The organism is Streptomyces sp. 6N223 (assembly GCF_052246635.1).
Lineage (GTDB): Bacteria > Actinomycetota > Actinomycetes > Streptomycetales > Streptomycetaceae > Streptomyces.
This window is the reverse complement of record NZ_JBQQCA010000001.1, coordinates 290989-306328: the sequence shown is the minus strand read 5'-3', so window position 1 is coordinate 306328 and position 15340 is coordinate 290989. Positions and strand designations below refer to the sequence as shown.

12 protein-coding genes are annotated in these 15340 nt (G+C 74.5%); 7 read left to right on the top strand and 5 right to left on the bottom strand.

The window, feature by feature from the left end:
- The first annotated feature begins 190 nt into the window (after window positions 1-190).
- The 3 genes from ACTWQH_RS01255 to ACTWQH_RS01245 all read left to right on the top strand — a co-directional run bounded on the left by ACTWQH_RS01255 (window position 191) and on the right by ACTWQH_RS01245 (window position 3791).
- Complete coding sequence (locus ACTWQH_RS01255; protein ID WP_443284452.1) at window positions 191-1726, top strand: hypothetical protein; 1536 nt, start codon at window positions 191-193, stop codon at window positions 1724-1726.
- A 184-nt stretch (window positions 1727-1910) separates the two neighbouring features.
- A complete protein-coding gene (gene ligD, locus ACTWQH_RS01250) occupies window positions 1911-2936 on the top strand; it encodes a non-homologous end-joining DNA ligase (protein ID WP_443284368.1) in 1026 nt (341 codons plus the stop codon).
- 303 nt (window positions 2937-3239) lie between these two features.
- On the top strand, window positions 3240-3791 hold the full coding sequence (locus ACTWQH_RS01245; RefSeq protein ID WP_443284367.1) for a glyoxalase superfamily protein: 552 nt from the start codon (window positions 3240-3242) through the stop codon (window positions 3789-3791).
- A 115-nt stretch (window positions 3792-3906) separates the two neighbouring features.
- On the opposite strand, the gene ACTWQH_RS01240 is transcribed toward ACTWQH_RS01245, so the two are convergent.
- The 5 genes from ACTWQH_RS01240 to ACTWQH_RS01220 all read right to left on the bottom strand — a co-directional run bounded on the left by ACTWQH_RS01240 (window position 3907) and on the right by ACTWQH_RS01220 (window position 11313).
- On the bottom strand, window positions 3907-5064 hold the full coding sequence (locus ACTWQH_RS01240; RefSeq protein WP_443284366.1) for a beta-1,3-glucanase family protein: 1158 nt from the start codon (window positions 5062-5064) through the stop codon (window positions 3907-3909).
- A 215-nt stretch (window positions 5065-5279) separates the two neighbouring features.
- A complete protein-coding gene (locus ACTWQH_RS01235; RefSeq protein WP_443284365.1) occupies window positions 5280-6413 on the bottom strand; it encodes a baeRF2 domain-containing protein in 1134 nt (377 codons plus the stop codon).
- Between the two features lie 19 nt (window positions 6414-6432).
- On the bottom strand, window positions 6433-6849 hold the full coding sequence (locus ACTWQH_RS01230; RefSeq protein WP_443284364.1) for a DUF2267 domain-containing protein: 417 nt from the start codon (window positions 6847-6849) through the stop codon (window positions 6433-6435).
- A 333-nt stretch (window positions 6850-7182) separates the two neighbouring features.
- Window positions 7183-9618 carry a SpoIIE family protein phosphatase gene (locus tag ACTWQH_RS01225; protein ID WP_443284363.1) on the bottom strand — a complete coding sequence of 812 codons (2436 nt, stop codon included), beginning with the start codon at window positions 9616-9618 and terminating at the stop codon, window positions 7183-7185.
- Window positions 9619-10113: 495 nt separating this feature from the next.
- Window positions 10114-11313 (bottom strand): hypothetical protein, encoded by a 1200-nt coding sequence (locus ACTWQH_RS01220; RefSeq protein WP_443284362.1) that lies wholly within the window; start codon window positions 11311-11313, stop codon window positions 10114-10116.
- Between the two features lie 136 nt (window positions 11314-11449).
- On the opposite strand from ACTWQH_RS01220, the gene amiA reads away from it, so the two are divergent.
- From amiA to ACTWQH_RS01200, 4 genes are all read left to right on the top strand, one after another.
- Window positions 11450-11563, top strand: coding sequence for a streptamidine family RiPP (gene amiA / locus ACTWQH_RS01215; RefSeq protein WP_443284361.1), 114 nt, complete (start codon window positions 11450-11452; stop codon window positions 11561-11563).
- 94 nt (window positions 11564-11657) lie between these two features.
- Window positions 11658-12479 carry a hypothetical protein gene (locus ACTWQH_RS01210; protein WP_443284360.1) on the top strand — a complete coding sequence of 274 codons (822 nt, stop codon included), beginning with the start codon at window positions 11658-11660 and terminating at the stop codon, window positions 12477-12479.
- Window positions 12476-13957: a CocE/NonD family hydrolase gene (locus ACTWQH_RS01205; RefSeq protein ID WP_443284359.1), complete on the top strand. Its 1482-nt coding sequence runs from the start codon at window positions 12476-12478 to the stop codon at window positions 13955-13957. Before ACTWQH_RS01210 ends, ACTWQH_RS01205 begins: the two co-directional genes overlap by 4 nt.
- The gene (locus tag ACTWQH_RS01200) at window positions 13954-15333 is read left to right on the top strand and encodes a YcaO-like family protein (protein ID WP_443284358.1); all 1380 of its coding nucleotides are present in this window, start codon (window positions 13954-13956) and stop codon (window positions 15331-15333) included. Before ACTWQH_RS01205 ends, ACTWQH_RS01200 begins: the two co-directional genes overlap by 4 nt.
- Window positions 15334-15340 lie beyond the last annotated feature (7 nt).

Here is a 15340-nt window from a genome sequence, read left to right as displayed (position 1 = left end):
ATTGCGATCAGCGCCGAACTCGCGTAACGCGTCGTACACGTTCATCGTCTTTGACGATTGCGTAACTACCCGCACAACGAGCAGGATTCCCGTGACCCCCTCAGCAGAGTCCGCCCCGCCGACCGCCGGACAGCCGCCGCTCCCGGCCCCGTCCGCTCCCGCGGCTCGCGCCGTCTGGCGGCGCCACCGCGTGCCGCTCCTCGCCATTCTCTCCGTCCTCCCCCTCTACGCGATGTGGGGGCTGTTCCTCGCCACCGGCGGCGGCGACCTCGCCGCCCAGGAGGCGTGGGCGGAGTATGCCGCCGAGCACGGCGGGTCGCCGTACAGCCTCTTCTGGTACGGCGGGATGCACACCGCGAGCTACAGCGTGCTCTCGCCCTACCTGATGGCCGCGTTCGGCGTGCGCACGGCCAGCATCGTCGCGGGCCTGGCGGCCTCCTGGCTGACCGCGCTCCTCATCGTCCGCGCCGGTGTGCGCCGTCCGGTCGGTCCCGCGCTGCTCGCCTCGCTCACGCTGTGGTGCAACGTCGCCTCGGGCCGCACGACCTTCGCGCTCGGCGTCGCCTTCGGGCTCGCGGCCTGCCTGATGCTGACCGGCGCGCGGCGGGTGGGGCTCGCGGCCGTGCACGCGGCACTGGCGACCATGGTCAGCCCGGTGGCCGGCCTGTTCCTGGCGGTGGTGGGCGCGGGCTTCCTCCTCGCCCGGGACTGGGGGCGCGCGCTCGCCCTCCTCGGGCCGCCCTTCGGCGTCGTCGCCATGACCACGCTGCTGTTCCCCTTCTCCGGCGAGCACCTGATGCCGGCCGCACGGATACTGCCGCCCGCGCTGCTCGGCCTGACCGTCGTCGCGCTGGCCCCGAGGACCTGGAACGTGGCGCGGTGGATGGCCGTGGTGTACGCGGTCGGCACGGTCCTCGTGTACCTCATCCCCTCGCCGATCGGGACGAACATCGAGCGGCTCGCGGCGCTCTTCGCGCCGACCGTGCTGCTCGCGGTGCTGCTGGCCCGGCCGGCGCTGACGCGGCTGCGGCGGGTCGCGCTGGTCGGGGCGCTGGTGTTCTCGCTCGGCTGGGTGGGCTCCGCGACCGCCGCCGACCTGAGGGTGAGCTGGACGGTGCCGGAGTGGGCCACCGACACCCAGGGCGTGGTGCGCGCGCTGCACCGGCTGGGCGCCGACCGCACCCGCGTCGAGGTGGTGCCCGCCCGCGACCACCGCGAGGCGGCCGTGCTGGCGCCGTACGTCAACATGGCCCGGGGCTGGAACCGCCAGCTCGACGTGGAGCGCGCGCCCCTCTTCTACGACGGCACCTTCTCGGCGGCGACGTACCGCGCGTGGCTGGACCGCTGGGCGGTCGGCTTCGTCGTGCTCCCGCTCGGCCAGCCGGACGGGTACGCCGAGGACGAGGCGCGCCTGGTGGCCGACCGCACGCCCGACTGGCTGGAGCCGGTGTGGCACGACGAGCACTGGCGGGTGTACCGGGTGCGCGACGCGGTGCCGCTGGTGTCGCCGCCCGCGTCCGTCGTCCGCACGACCAGCGCCGAGCTGGACATCCACGTGCCCGCGCCGGGCACGGTGACGGTGCGGATCGCGTACTCGCCGTGGCTGCGCGCCGAGGGCGGCTGCCTCACCCGGCACGGCGAGTTCACCCGGCTGACCGTGACCGAGCCGGGCGAGTACCGCATCAGCTCGGAGTACGCCCCCGCCGCGGCGCCGGACCGGTGCTGAGCCGCGCGGTGCCGTAGGCCATCGCGGTTCCCCTGCCGTCCGGGCGGAGCCGCACGCCGCGGCGGCGGGCTCCGGGGCGTGTACTGGGTGGGGCAGCGGACGCCGGAAGCCCGCGAGGAACCCCCGAGGAACCGCGAGGAACCGCGAGGAACCGCGAGGAACCGCGAGGAAGGAGACGAACGCCGTGCCGCACGCCCTCCCTCCGGACCCGGGCACCGTTCCCGACGCCGTCGCGCCCATACTGGCCACCGACGCGCCGCTGCCCGCCGGGGACGACTGGGCGTACGAGTTCAAGTGGGACGGGATCCGCTGCTGCATGCGCGTCGCGCCCGGCGGCGCCACCCGGCTGACCAGCCGCAACGGCGCCGACATCACCGAGGCCTACCCCGAGCTGGCCCGCCTGCCCGCCCCGGAGCTGCGCGGCCGCGCCGCCGTCCTCGACGGCGAGATCGTCGCCCTGGACGCCGCCGGGCGGCCCGACTTCGGCGTTCTCCAGCGCCGCCACCACCGCCGCCCCACCGAGAGCCTGCTGGCCAGCTTCCCGGTGACCTACTTCGCCTTCGACCTGCTGCTGCTCGGCGAGGCGTGGCTGCTGTCCCGCCCCTACGGGCAGCGGCGAGCGGCGCTGGCGGGCCTGGCGGCCGCGCCCGTCCCGCACCTGGAGGTCCCGCGCCACTACACCGGATCCGACGCCACGCCCGGCGATCTGATGGAGGTCGCCCGGCGGCACGGCCTGGAGGGTCTGGTCGCCAAGCGGCTCGACTCCCCCTACCTCCCCGGCCGCCGCTCCCGGCTGTGGATCAAGAAGGCGCTGTTCGCGACGCAGGACGTGGTGATCGGCGGCTGGCAGCCCGGCCAGGGCCACCGCGCGGGCACGATCGGCTCGCTGCTGCTCGGCGCCCACGACCGTGAGGGGCGGCTGCGCTATGTCGGCCACGTCGGCAGCGGCTTCACCCGGCAGGCCATCGCCGACCTCCTCGCGCGGCTCGCGCCGCTGGAGCGGGCCGACTGCCCGTTCGCCGAACGCCCGCCGCCCCCGCAGGTCCGCCACGCCCGCTGGGTCGCCCCCCGCCTCGTCGGCAGCGTGGCGTTCCGCACCTGGACCCGCGACGGGCGGCTGCGGCACCCGGTGTGGCGGGGACTGCGCCCGGACGTGCCCGCCGAGCGCGTCGCCCTGCCGCCCGGCCGGGATCCCGCCGCCCCCGGCTGACCGCCCCCATCGGCCCGTTCGGGCGGGAAACGGGCAGGCCTCGCGCCCGAGCGGGCAGGGCCCCGACCGGCAAACGAGCTCCAGCGTCGCGTCAGGCTGAACGGCGCCCGCAGTGAGCGCGGCGCCGTAGTGCGTGCCGCTCAGGTCAACCGGTAGCATCTGCAGCGGCCAGGTGCAGCCGGCCGCTCGCGCCTTTCAAGGTTGGGTGAATGCACCGTGGGTCGCCTCGCCTCGGCTCCCTGAACGCGGCGCCGGCCGACAACGCGAGCATCGGCAGGACGGGCCGCGTGGAAAGCCGACGCGATGATGTCCACCACCACTGACCACGCCAAGAAGCTCGCCAAACTCCTGCGCGAGGACCTTGCCACAGCGGGGATCGAGATCCCGCACAGCCTCGCGCTCGAACTGATCGCCCACCAGCTCGGCACCAGGGACTGGAACGTGCTCGCCGCCCTGGCGAGCCGCGCTGCGAGCCCTGCCACGCCGAGCATCGGCCCGGGCGTGCCAGTCCTGCGCGTCATGTCCATCGCACAGGCACTGCCGTTCTACCGTGACTTCCTGGGCTTCGCCTTGGACTGGGAGCACCGGTTCGAGCCCGGGCTGCCACTGTACGTGCAGGTGTCGCGCTCGTCAGCCGTGCTACACCTCTCCGAACACCACGGCGATGGCAGCCCCAACGGCGTGGTCTGGATCCCGGTGCGCGATGTGTCCGCGCTGCACAAGGAATTGCTCGCCCGACCGAAGGCGCCGGTACGTCCCGGAATCGATCCGGACGCGCCCGGAGGGCCGACGCTGCAGGTCATCGACCCGTACGGCAATATCCTGAGATTCGCGCAGCCGCCATCCGCGCAGTAGCCGGCCCCGGCAGAGCGCGCCGCAGCGCGCGGCGCGCTCTGCCGACACGATCCCCCGCACGGACACTCCACCCGCCGAGAGACGGCAGCCAGATCACGATCCACGGCTGGGAGAACTAGAACGGGGTCAGGGTGAGGGTGATGTGCTGCGGCGCGCCGTCCTCGATGTAGGAGGCGAAGCCGCCGACGTCGTCGAAGGCGAAGCCGTAGGCCCGCCCGTCCACGCTCGCGGCGTGCAGCACGCGGGCGTAGTGGTGGGCGGGCTCCTCCTGGTAGAACGCCGCGGGGTCGGTGACCGGCTGGGCGGAGTGGCTGACGGCGGTGGTGCGGTTGAGCGCGGCGGCCAGCACGGCGGCGACCGGGCCGGTGATCGGGTCGTTGGGGGCGTGCAGCGCGCCGTCGCAGAAGAGCACGTCGCGGGTGGTGGGGCGGGCGAACGCCACCTGGCCGGGGCCGGTGAAGACGAACTGCTCGCCGCCCACCCGGCCGGTGAACTCCCCTGCGTTGGTGGTGATCACCATGTCCCGGGCGGCGTACTCGCTCCACACGCGGTCGACATAGGGGTCGAGGTAGCCGGCCGGGAAGAGCCCGGCGTCCAGGCCGTGCCCCGGGGCCACCACGCGCTGGTCGCCGAGCACGAGCGGGCCGAACGCCTCGTGCGCGGCGAGTTCGGCGAAGACGCTGGCCCGCGCGCCGTCCTTCAGGGCGCCGGCGGTCTGGTCGCGGGCGCCGGTGAGGTGGATGGACATCGGCACGCTGAACATGTCGACCATCGTGGTGTTGCAGTACATGCCGTCGGCGCGGTAGGTGAACTCGGCGCAGTCATGCAGCACCGGGTAGTTGGGGTCGGTGGCGACCCAGCCGGCGGGGTAGGCCAGCGCGGGGTTGCCGTTGCCGTCGGTCACCGCCTTGATCTTCAGCTTGTCGCCGAGCGCCACGTAGATCCGGCCGGAGAGGTAGGGCAGCGGGATGGTGGTGTCGCCGGTGGCGGCCAGCGGGATGGCGTAGTCGGTGAAGCCGTCGGGTCCGTTGTCGTCCAGGGAGACCGGCAGGAGCTGTCCGTCGGGCGCGACGCGCACCTGCCGCTGGCCGTCGTTGCCGACGACGTAGACCCAGATCGAGGCGTTGTCGTACTGGCCGGTCCGGTTGACGACGGTCAGCGGGAGCGGGGCGGCCGCGCGCGCGGCCCCGGGCCGGATCGCCAGGGCGGAGGCGCCCAGGGCGACGCCGGTGGCGCCGGCGAGCAGTGTCCTGCGCGGGATTTTCATGTCCATGACACGCTCCGGGGTGTGGGGGTGGAGTGGAGAGGTGTCTGAGAGCGCTCTCATGCCGATTGCCTGCACCTTGCCGCCGACCGGCGACCCCGTCAAGACCTCGAGCCGGGCCGGGACGCGGGCGGCCCGCACGTGCGCGTCCCGTCCGACGAGAACCTCCAGCGCGCCATGGAGGAGGGCGCCGCACGCGAAGGGGTGAGGCCCGCCGTCGTCTCCTACGGCTGCCGGGTCACGGTGTAGCGCAGCAGGACGCCGACTCCGTCGTCCATGTGCGGCTCCGTGTCCGGCACGATGACGAGCTCGGCGCTGGTGCCCGCGGCCGCGCGGACGAGCAGGGCGTCGGCCGGCCGCTCCCGCGCGACGGTCACGCCGAAGGCCCGCAGCTCCTCGGCCGATCCGGCGATGTGCGTGGGTTCCGGGCCTCCCCACAGCGGCCGCATGGGCCGGTCCCCGGCCCGGGGCGGGCGGCTGACCAGCAGCGCCTGGGCCTGGCCGCGCTGCAGGGCGGCGACGGCGGCGGTCATGCCCTCGGAGGCGGTCCGGTGGCGGGCCCGCTGGGCCAGAAACAGGTCGGTCTGATGGCGGTCGTGCTCGCTGAGGCGGCCGGTCAGCACCGCGGCCAGCTCCCCCTCCAGCAGCGCCCGGCCGGCGGAGGCCGCCCCGGCCCCGACGGGGACGACGCGGTCGCGCAGGCGGCCGGGCAGCCGGTTGACGAGGGCGCCGCGCGCCCAGGCGTCCCGCTCCGAGGCGCCCACGACGATCGCCTCGGCGCCGGCGCGGCGTACCAGCTCCGCCGCGTCGTCGGCGATCCGCGCCGCCGCGCGGGGCCAGTCCTCGGCGGGCGCGCGCCGGGTGGCCACGGGCCCCGGCGCGACGCGGCTCATCGGCCACCGTCCGGTCTGGAACGTCGCCACGATCTCGCCGGCGTCGCCCGGGTCCTCGGCGTGCCCGGCGTGCCCGGCGTGCTCGCGGCCGACCGTCACCGCCACGTAGGCGATGTCGGGCGCATGCTGCACGGCGAGCGGCAGGGCGTCGGGAACCTCGCCCACGCGCGCCGTGTCGTGCGCCGGAGGCTCGGGCAGCTCCTCCGCCAGCACCGTCCGGCCGTCGTACGTCGCGAACAGCGCCTGGCCGTGCGGCCCGGGGACGGCGCGGTCGGACCCGACCCGGGAGGCCAGCGCGGCAACCGCCGCGTCGTCCGCACCCTGGGCCCTCAGGTCGTCACTCAGGTGGCGCCACCGCAGCTCGATGGCGTGGTCCGGGTCGTCGATGTCGCGGGAGGTGTCCAGGTAGACGCCGGCGACCGGTCCCGGCGCGGCGTAGAGCGGGTCGAGGAAGGACAGCTTCATCGGCCTGTGCGCTGGTGCGCTACCCTCCGGCCGAGCCCTCGCTGCCGGCGAAGAGCACCGTGGCGAGTTCGTCGTCGAGCGACTGGCGGATCTTGTCGGTCAGCGAGCCCTGCGTGGCCTCCTCCACGACCTCGATCACGCTGCGGGCCTCGTGCACCGCCTTCGGGATGTCGGCGCCGCTGCGCTGCGCGACGCGGTCGAAGAACTCCTGCCGGCTCATGCGTACGCCGGTCTGCGGCACGTCGGGGGCGTACGCCACCCGGCGCAGGTGTTCGCCCACCTCCAGGGGCAGCTGGGCGGCCAGGTTCTCCGCGAGCGACGACGGTATGCGCTCCGCGAGGGTCTCCAGGCTGGCGCGGGTGGCGGCCTCGGCGGCGCCGCGACTGTCCAGCCGGGCCCGGGCCTGCACCTGGCCCATGAACTGATCGTGCTGCACGGCGGCTCTCCTCACTCGTGGTGCTCGTGGTGGGTGACGAGGTTCCCCTCGGATCACGGGGCAAAACGGGCTTGTCAGGTGCGTGGCGGGTGGAGCGGGCCGAGGTCTGGGTGGCTGGAACACGGTGGACAAGACGGAATCGGTTCCCGCGCCGGGGAGCAACCGGGCCGGGTGGGCGCTGCAGCGTGTCGCGGACGGCCGTGACCTGGGAGCCTTGATGCGTGCAGGCGGGATCGTGCGGGCTGAGCCGGTGCCCCGCCCGGCCCGCTCGCCGACACGGCGGCTTCTGTGCTGCTGGTGTGCTGCTGGTGTACTGCCGGGAGAGCGTGACGCTCAGCGCGGCAGCGGTTGTTCGGTCCAGATGATCTTGCCGGTGGGAGTCTGGCGGCTGCCCCAGCGCTCGGCGACCTGGGCGACCAGCATCAGCCCGCGCCCGCCCTCGTCGAAGGTGCGGGCCCGCCGCAGGTGAGGGGCGGCGCTGCTGCGGTCGGACACCTCGCAGATGAGCGCGTTGCCGCGGATGAGCCGCAGCTGGATCGGCGGGGTGCCGTAACGGATGGCGTTGGTGACCAGCTCGCTGACGATCAGCTCGGTGGCGAACGCCAGTTCCTCCAGCCCCCAGACGGCCACCTGTTCGCCCGCCATCCGGCGGGCCCCGGCGACGGCCTCGGCGTCCGGCGGCAGGGGCCAGGTGCGAACCTGGCCGGCGCCGAGCACGGAGGTGCGGGCAAGGATCAGGACGATGTCATCGGTCGGGGGGTCGGGCCGCACGGTGCGCACCACCTGGTCGCAGAGGTCCTCCAAGGTGGCGGCCGGGGCGGTCAACGCGTCGCGCAGCAGGTCGAGTCCGACGTCGATGTCACGGTTGGCGGACTCGATCAGACCGTCCGTGTAGAGGGCGAGCATGCTGCCCTCGCCGGGTTCGATCTCGGCGGTCTCGAAGGGCAGGCCGCCCAGGCCGAGCGGCGGCCCGGCGGGCAGTTCCAGAAGCCGCACGGTGCCGTCGGCGGTCACCAGGGCGGGCGGCGGATGTCCGGCACGTGCCATGGCGCACCGGCCGGACACCGGGTCGTAGACGGCGTACAGGCAGGTGGCCCCGACCTCCCCCGAGGCCTCGTCCGCCTCCCCGCGCGCTTCCGGGCCCTCGTCCCGGTCGAGGCGGATGACCAGGTCGTCCAGCTGGGTGAGCAGCTCGTCCGGGGCGAGATCGACGTCGGCGAGGGTTCGCACGGCGGTTCGCAGACGGCCCATCGTGGCCGAGGCGTGGATGCCGTGGCCCACCACGTCGCCCACCACCAGGGCGACGCGTCCCCCGGACAGCGGGATGGCGTCGAACCAGTCCCCGCCGACGCCGTTCCCGGAACCGGCCGGCAGGTACCGGTACGCCAGGTCCACCGCTTCCAGCCCCGGCAGCCGCCCGGGCAGGAGGCTGCGCTGCAGAGCGAGCGCGGTCCGGCGCTCGCCGGTGTAACGGCGGGCGTTGTCCACGCTCACCGCCGCCCTCGCTGCGATCTCCTCGGCGAGCACCAGGTCGTCGCGGCCGAAGGGGTCCGGCGTACGGTGCCGCACGAAGTGCACCAAGCCGAGAGTGACGCCCCGGGCACGCAACGGAACCATCATCACTGAATGCATCCCGTACCGCCGCGTGCTCGCGGCGCGGGCCGGGGAGGTCATCAGCCACTCCCGCATCGGCGGGTCGGCCACGCGCCGCAGCGTTCCCCGGCCGGTGAGCAGGGCCCGGGACGGCGGCGAGCCCGGGGGGTAGACATCCGTCCCGCCCGTCGGGACCACGGACTCCGGGCATCCCGGGAGCACCGACCGCTGCGCGGCGCGGCGGCAGGGGATCGGCCCGGTGGGGGAAACCGGCTCCGGCTCGTCACCCAGGGCGACGGATTCCAGGAGATCGACGATGACGAAGTCGGCGAACCCCGACACCGCCACCTCGGCCAGTTCCTGCGCTGTCCTGGTCACGTCCAGGGTGCTGCCGATGCGGACGCTGGCGTCGTTGAGCACCGCCAGGCGGCGCCGGGCCCAGTACTGGTCGGTCCTGTCGATCACCAGCGCCGACAGTCCCTGCACCGTGCCGCTCTCGTCCTTCAGCGGTGTGAGGAAGATCGACCAGGCATGCTCGCGGACCTCACCGGAGGCCCGGGCGGGTTCCTCCTCGCGGTAGATCGCCTCCCCTGTGCGCACGACCTGATGCTGAAGGCGATCGACCTCGGTGAGGAACGGGGAGGGATCGATCTCCCGCAGCGTACGGCCCTTCATCTCCTCCGGCGTCAGGCCCATGGCCCGGCTCATCAAACGGTTGCAGGTCACGAACCGCGCCTCGCGGTCGTAGATGGCCACGGGCAGTGGCAGCTGCGCGAGCGTCCGGTCCCACAGCTCTGCCGCCCCCTCGTCGGCCGGCCCGGCGGGGTGCGTCAGCGCCGGGCGAGTGATGAGCCAGTGGGGCCCACTGTCCGCGTCCGCCACCAGCGGCGTTCCCCGAAGGTGGGCGGAGACCCGGCCTCCGTCCCGGTGCCTCAGCGCCACATCGCTGGCCCACGGCTCCCCGGCGGCCATGTGGCGCCGCGTAGCGAGGGGCAGCTCCATGGCGAGCAGGCCGGTGAGGGGTTGGCCCACGATCTCCCCGGGCTCGTACTCCAGGAGGGCCCGGGCCCCGGCACTCCACACGATGATCTCCCCGCCGCCGTCGACGACGATCGCGAAGTCCTCGGGCACCCGTGCGTGCGCCGCCCCTCCCCCGATAACGGGCTCATGGTCCACGAGGGCGGCTCACCCCTCATTCCTGCGATGCCTCATACGGTGCTCGGAGCGCACGTCCTGCGCTGCTTCCAGCATCCTGCGACGGTGCACACCGATCAACCGAAAGCAGCGGGTCGTGGAGCACGTGTGCACCGCGCAGAATCGTCCGTTCCGCTTGTGGGGGGATCCGCAGTCGTGAACCGAGCGAACGCCGGGCGACGGCGCGGTCCACCAGCTCAACCTCGCCGGAGTCACCGCCGGCGTCGGCTTCAGCGCCGCGGCGGTGGCCGGCAACGCCTGGTGGCTCGTCCCCGTCCTGGTCGTACCCGCGGTCCTCAACGCGTGGGTGCGCCGCCGCCAGCAGAGGGAGTTCGCCCGGCCGTGGGTGTCGCGTCTGCGAAGTCGCTCGACCCACGGAACACACACGGTGCGGTCGAGTGCCTGAACGCGGGCGAGGAGTTCCGAAGGCTCCTCGCCGAGGATGACGGCGGCGGCGAAGGCTCCCGTCCGGGCCCGTTACCGGCCCACGGGGTCGCCCTCGGCCCCGTCGGTCCGCGTGCGAAGCGCAACGTGGCCGCCGCGATGCAACGGCGTGCCCAGCTTCAAACGGGCTGCCTCGCTGCCCGTTCGGGCATCGAAGAGGTGAACCTCGCCGTGGCCGCCGCGGGTGACGGCAACCCAGTCCGCTCCTGGTGAGGCTGCCACCGCACGGCGTTGGACGCCCTCCCAGGGGGTGCCGCCGCGGCCGGGGGCGCCGTCCATGGCGGGCAGGGGGACGCGGTCGGCCGTCGCGCCGTCGGCGTCCAGCAGGATCAGGTCGTCGCCGTCCGGGTGGATGCGGGTGAAGGCGGTGCGGTCCTTGGCGAGGGCCAGCCGGAAGACGAGCCCCGGGCCGAGTTCTGTCAGGGCCGTACGGCCTGTTTCCAGATCGTGGCACCATGCCTGGTTTGTCCACGCCGGCCACTGCAGCGGGTCCGCGTGGCCGCCCCGCAGCGTCGACCACAGCGCCCGCCGCCGCGGGTCGAGCCGCAGATACCAACCCCGGGCGGGCGAACCCCACGGGATCACCGCCTCCGCGACGAGGGCGTCGCCATCACGGCGTGCCACGTGCACCCCCTCGCCGGTGGCCGCGAACACCTGGCCGGCGTAAGGCGCCTGGGCGTCTCCGTGCCCATCGTCCGGCAGCGGAAGGGACGCGTGGGGCGTGACCGGCGGGCAGCCGGGCGGCGCGCCGAGCAGGTCGTCGAGTCGGTGGACGGCGAGTGCGCCGGGCTCCCTGTGCCGCAGGACGACGAGGGGGTCCCCGTCGCCCAGTACGGTCACCCCCGGCTCGCCCACGCGTGTGCGCACCCGGGCCGCGTCTCCCGTGGCGAGGTCGACGACCGTCAGCAGATCCGACCACGGCTTGCCGTTCTTGCCCAGGCCCGTCGTGATCGCCACCCACCGGCCGGACGGGTCGACGGCCAGGTGCTCGGCCGGCACGGCGACCGGAATCGCGGCCTCGACCAACTCGTGGCCGAACGGGGCAAGCACCAGCAGCTCGCCCCTGCGGTCGTCGACGCAGGCGGTCCGCCCGCCCGGCAGCGCCAGAAACCCGGCGTGCTCGGAGAGGTGGCGGTTGGTGAGGCGGCCCGTCTCGGTGCCGTCCGGCACGGTGAGCACGTGGACGAATCCCCCGACATGGTCGGAGACGAGCAGCAGTGGACCGGCGGGCATCAGTGCCTCCTCGCTGAACCGGTGTTACCCGGATCACTCCCCAACAGGACTATGAAAAGACAATCATATTCATTAAGGTCTGATCCGTGCGGCGCTCAGCCGAACGCCGTACCTCCCCTGCGATGAAGGAGAGTTCATGGACAACGAGCAGGTCTTCGAGCCGATCGCCGACCCGGGCCAGCTGGCCCACGACTCGGCCTCCCACTCCAACGCCCTCGTCGAGAACCCCTTCGACGACACCGAGGAGTGAGCAAGGGGTAAACGCCCCCGACCGTGGGCCCGCCCGCCGCCTTCAGGGCGGGCCCACCCGCTCCACCACGGCCCTCACCGACAGGAGAAGCCACGTGTCCCGCAGCCGGCTCGCCCCCGGGGTCGAGGTCGTCGCCGTTCCCGGGCGGGGGCTCGCCGTCCGTACGACCGACGGGCAGTTCCTCCGCGTACGGACCGGCGACGCGGACCAGGAGGCACTGCTGGCCCGGCTCTCCGGCACGGCGACGGGCCGGCCGGACGCCGAACTCGACCAGATCGTCCATGCCTTCGAAGGCGCCGGATACCTGGCCGACGAGCCGCCGCGCAGGGAATGGCCCGCTGAGCGCCGGGACGTCCGGCTGGTGGGCGACCCCGTGCTGACCGCGCCGCTGGCCACGTCCCTGCGGGCCCAGGGCGCCGAGCCGCGGCCTGCGGAGCCCGGCACAGCGGCCGACGGACAGCCCGCCGCCGTCGTGTGGTGCCTGGACGGCCCCGTGCCCGAAGGGCTGTGGGACACGGCCGACCGGCTGCCCGAGCGCGGCATCGCCTGGCTGCGCTGTCACCGCGAGGGCTGGCAGGCGTACGTGGAGCCCCTGGCAGCCGCTGCCGGTGACGTCACCTCGTCCCACGTCCGTGCACGGCGGCTCGCCGCCTCGCCCGCGCACCGCGAGCTGTCCGCCTACTGGAGCGGCCCGCGTACCTCCGGCGCCCCCATCCAACTCCCCGCTCCGGCAGCCGCGTTGCTCGCCGCCCTGCTGGCCGACGACCTCACCCGGTGGGCCACCGACGCCCCCCACACCGGAGGGCTGCCCCCGCGGCGCCGTCTCCGCCGGGTCGACCTGCGCACGCTGACCGTCACCGAGCACCCCGTGCTGCCCGTCCCCGACGTCGCCCCGATGCCCGGGAAGGCCGGATGACGCTGCTCACCGTGGCCGTCGAGGGCCTCGCCACCGACGTCCGGCTCCCGGACGGCGACGGCCCCTTCCCGGCCGTCCTCGTCCGCACGCCCTACGACAGGCGACGGCACCGCGCCGAGCTGCGCGGATGGGCCCGGCGCGGGTTCGCCGCGGTGGCACAGGACGTGCGAGGGCGGCACGCCTCGGCGGGCGACTGGCACCCGTACGAGAACGAGGCCGCCGACGGGGCGGCAACCGTCCGGTGGCTCCGCCGGCAGCCCTGGAGCGACGGGAGGCTGGTGGCGTCAGGCTCCTCCTACGCCGCGCACTGCGCCCTCGCCCTCGCGCTGGAGGCGCCCGAGGGCGCTCGCCCCGACGCCGTCATCGCCGCCGTGCCGGCACTGGGCACCGCCGAGACGGCTCGCGAACCCTCGGGCGTGGAACGCCTGTGGGCCCGCGCCGGGTGGTGGGCGGCTCACGGAGACCGGCGGGACTCCGACGACAAGGCCCTGGAAAAGGCCCTCGCCGCCGACCCGGAGCTGCTGGCCCACCTGCCGGTGAGTGGCCTGCCCGCGAGGCTCGGCCGGAACCTGCCCTCCTGGCCTGGCGTGTGGCGGCACCGCGCGCGCCGCCGGCCCGGCTCATGGGCCAGGCAGGCCGGGACCCCCTTACTCGCGGTGGGCGGCCATCACGACCACTTCGCCGAGGACACCGTCGCGCTGTGGCGCTGGTGGGGCAAGCCCTCGGCGCGACTGCTGATGGGCCCCTGGGGGCACGGCCTCGTCGCCGAGCCCGGGCCCGACGCCGAGCCCGCGCACCGGGTGGGACTCGGCGACCTCTACGCGCGCTGGGCCCGCCTCGCCCTCGCCGGGGAGCTGCGGCACGGGCACGGGGGTGTGGTCGCGCTGGGTGGCAGCCCGCTGTGGGTGCCCGCCGGCACGGAGGGCGAGCCGTACCGTCCGGAGGTGCTGCCGCTGCGCGGGGCCTCGTTCACGGCCGATCCCGAACGCCCCGTGCTGTCCGGGACGTTGACCGTCCCCGCCGAGGGAACGCCCGACCGCTGCGTCCTCGTCACCGCGCCGCTGCCACACCCGCTGGACGTCGTCGGCCTCGCCGAGGTGCGGCTGCGGGCCACCGCCGGCACGCCGTTCGCCGACTGGTTCGCCCGGCTCGCCGCGGTCACCCCGGAGGGCATGGCGCGGCGGCTGGCCGTGGGCGTCGTCCGACGCGCGGATCCTCCGGGGCGGCCCGCCGAGTTCACCGTGGTGCTCGGCCGGCTCGCGCGGCGCCTGCCCGCGGGCACCCGGCTCCGCCTGGAGATCGCCGGGCACCACTTTCCGGCCCACGCCCGCAACCCCCACACCGGTGACGACCCGATCACCGCCACCCGCCTGCTCGCCTCCCGGCGCGAGGTCGAACCCGGGCGCGTGGTGCTGCGGCTGCCCGTTCTCCGGTCCCGTCACGAATCCACCGATCCCGAACAGGAGATCCTGCGATGACGGCGCTGCCGCTGGAAGCCCTCGTCGACCCCGTCTGCGGCATCGTCCGCAAGGTCAAGCCTGTCGAGCACCCCGCGGGCGCACCGCCCCGCTACACGGCGCTCACCGCAGAGATCGCCGATGCCCGGAAGCTCGGCCTGTGGCCCGCCGACCGGGTGTCGCTCGGCACGACCTTCGGCGACCCCGAGGGCGCCCGAACAGCCGCCATAGCGGAGGGAATCGAGCGGTACTGCGGCAACCGCGTGCCGCCGCCCGGCCACCCCGGCGCGCCGCTGCGCGCCACGGCCGCCGAGCTGACCGAGAAGGGGCTGCGGCTGTACGGGCCCGGCGAGCTGCCCGCCTACGCCGGCTGGCAGTACGCCCGCGAGCGGTTCCCCTACCGTCCCCTCACGCCTGACACGCCGTCCCTGTGGACGCGCGGCGAGGAACGGCTGCCCGGCGGGGAGGTGGCCGAGGTCTGGGCGCCCGTCGCGCTCACCCACCTCAACTGGCGCCAGGGCGAGCTGCGTTCGCTGCCCCGCACCCACCACCTCAACTACGCGGGGATCGCCACCGGGCAGGGGTTCGACGACGCGGTCGAGCGCGGCCTGCTGGAGGTCGTCGAACGCGACGCCCTCGAACTGTGGTGGCACCTCGACGGTCCGGCCCGCGGCATCGACCCGGCCAGCGTGCCCGGCCTCGCCGACGACCTCGCCGGATCCGGGCTCGGCGTCTGGCTGGCCGAGATGCCCTCGGAGTTCGCCCCCTGCGTGGCCGCGCTCGTCCACGACCCCCGGCTCGGCCTGCATGCCGCCGGGTTCGCCTGCAAGTACGACCCGGCCGAGGCCGCCCGCAAGGCCGTGCTCGAGGCCGTCCACACCTGGGTCTTCACCCAGGGTCTCACCGACCCCGACGGCTGGGTGTTCCAGGCCGTCGAGGCCGGGCTGCTCGCCCGCGGCCTCTACCTCGACCACCGTGACGACCGCCGCTACCTCGACGCATGCGGCGAACACTTCGCCCGCGTAAGGGACCTGGGCGCGCACGTCCAGGTGTGGCTGGACGAGCGGATGGCGGCCGAGGCCCGGCGGTTCACCGAGCCCGCGCACGGGATCGTCCCCATCGAGGCGGTCGAGCCCGGCGGCCGGGACCGGCTGGAGCGCGCGCTCCACGACGGCGGCCACCGCGTCATGACGTTCGACCTCACCACCGAGGACGTGGCCGAAACGCCGCTGCGCGTCGCCCGGGTCCTCGTCTCCGGCCTCATCCCCAACGCCCCGGCTGCTTTTGCGTACTTCGGCTGCCCGCGCCTCGCCGATGCCGCCCTCGACCGTGGCTGGCGCACGACCGCGCCGAGCGCACCGGAGGACTTCACGCTGGCTCCTCCGCCCCACATGTGAGGGCCGC

Coding starts and splice junctions, on each gene's coding strand:
- ACTWQH_RS01245 (WP_443284367.1), top strand. CDS start 3,240: ATGATGTCCACCACCACTGACCACGCCAAGAAGCTCGCCAAACTCCTG.
- ACTWQH_RS01240 (WP_443284366.1), bottom strand. CDS start 5,064: ATGGACATGAAAATCCCGCGCAGGACACTGCTCGCCGGCGCCACCGGC.
- ACTWQH_RS01205 (WP_443284359.1), top strand. CDS start 12,476: ATGACGCTGCTCACCGTGGCCGTCGAGGGCCTCGCCACCGACGTCCGG.
- amiA (WP_443284361.1), top strand. CDS start 11,450: ATGGACAACGAGCAGGTCTTCGAGCCGATCGCCGACCCGGGCCAGCTG.
- ACTWQH_RS01200 (WP_443284358.1), top strand. CDS start 13,954: ATGACGGCGCTGCCGCTGGAAGCCCTCGTCGACCCCGTCTGCGGCATC.
- ACTWQH_RS01235 (WP_443284365.1), bottom strand. CDS start 6,413: ATGAAGCTGTCCTTCCTCGACCCGCTCTACGCCGCGCCGGGACCGGTC.
- ACTWQH_RS01220 (WP_443284362.1), bottom strand. CDS start 11,313: ATGCCCGCCGGTCCACTGCTGCTCGTCTCCGACCATGTCGGGGGATTC.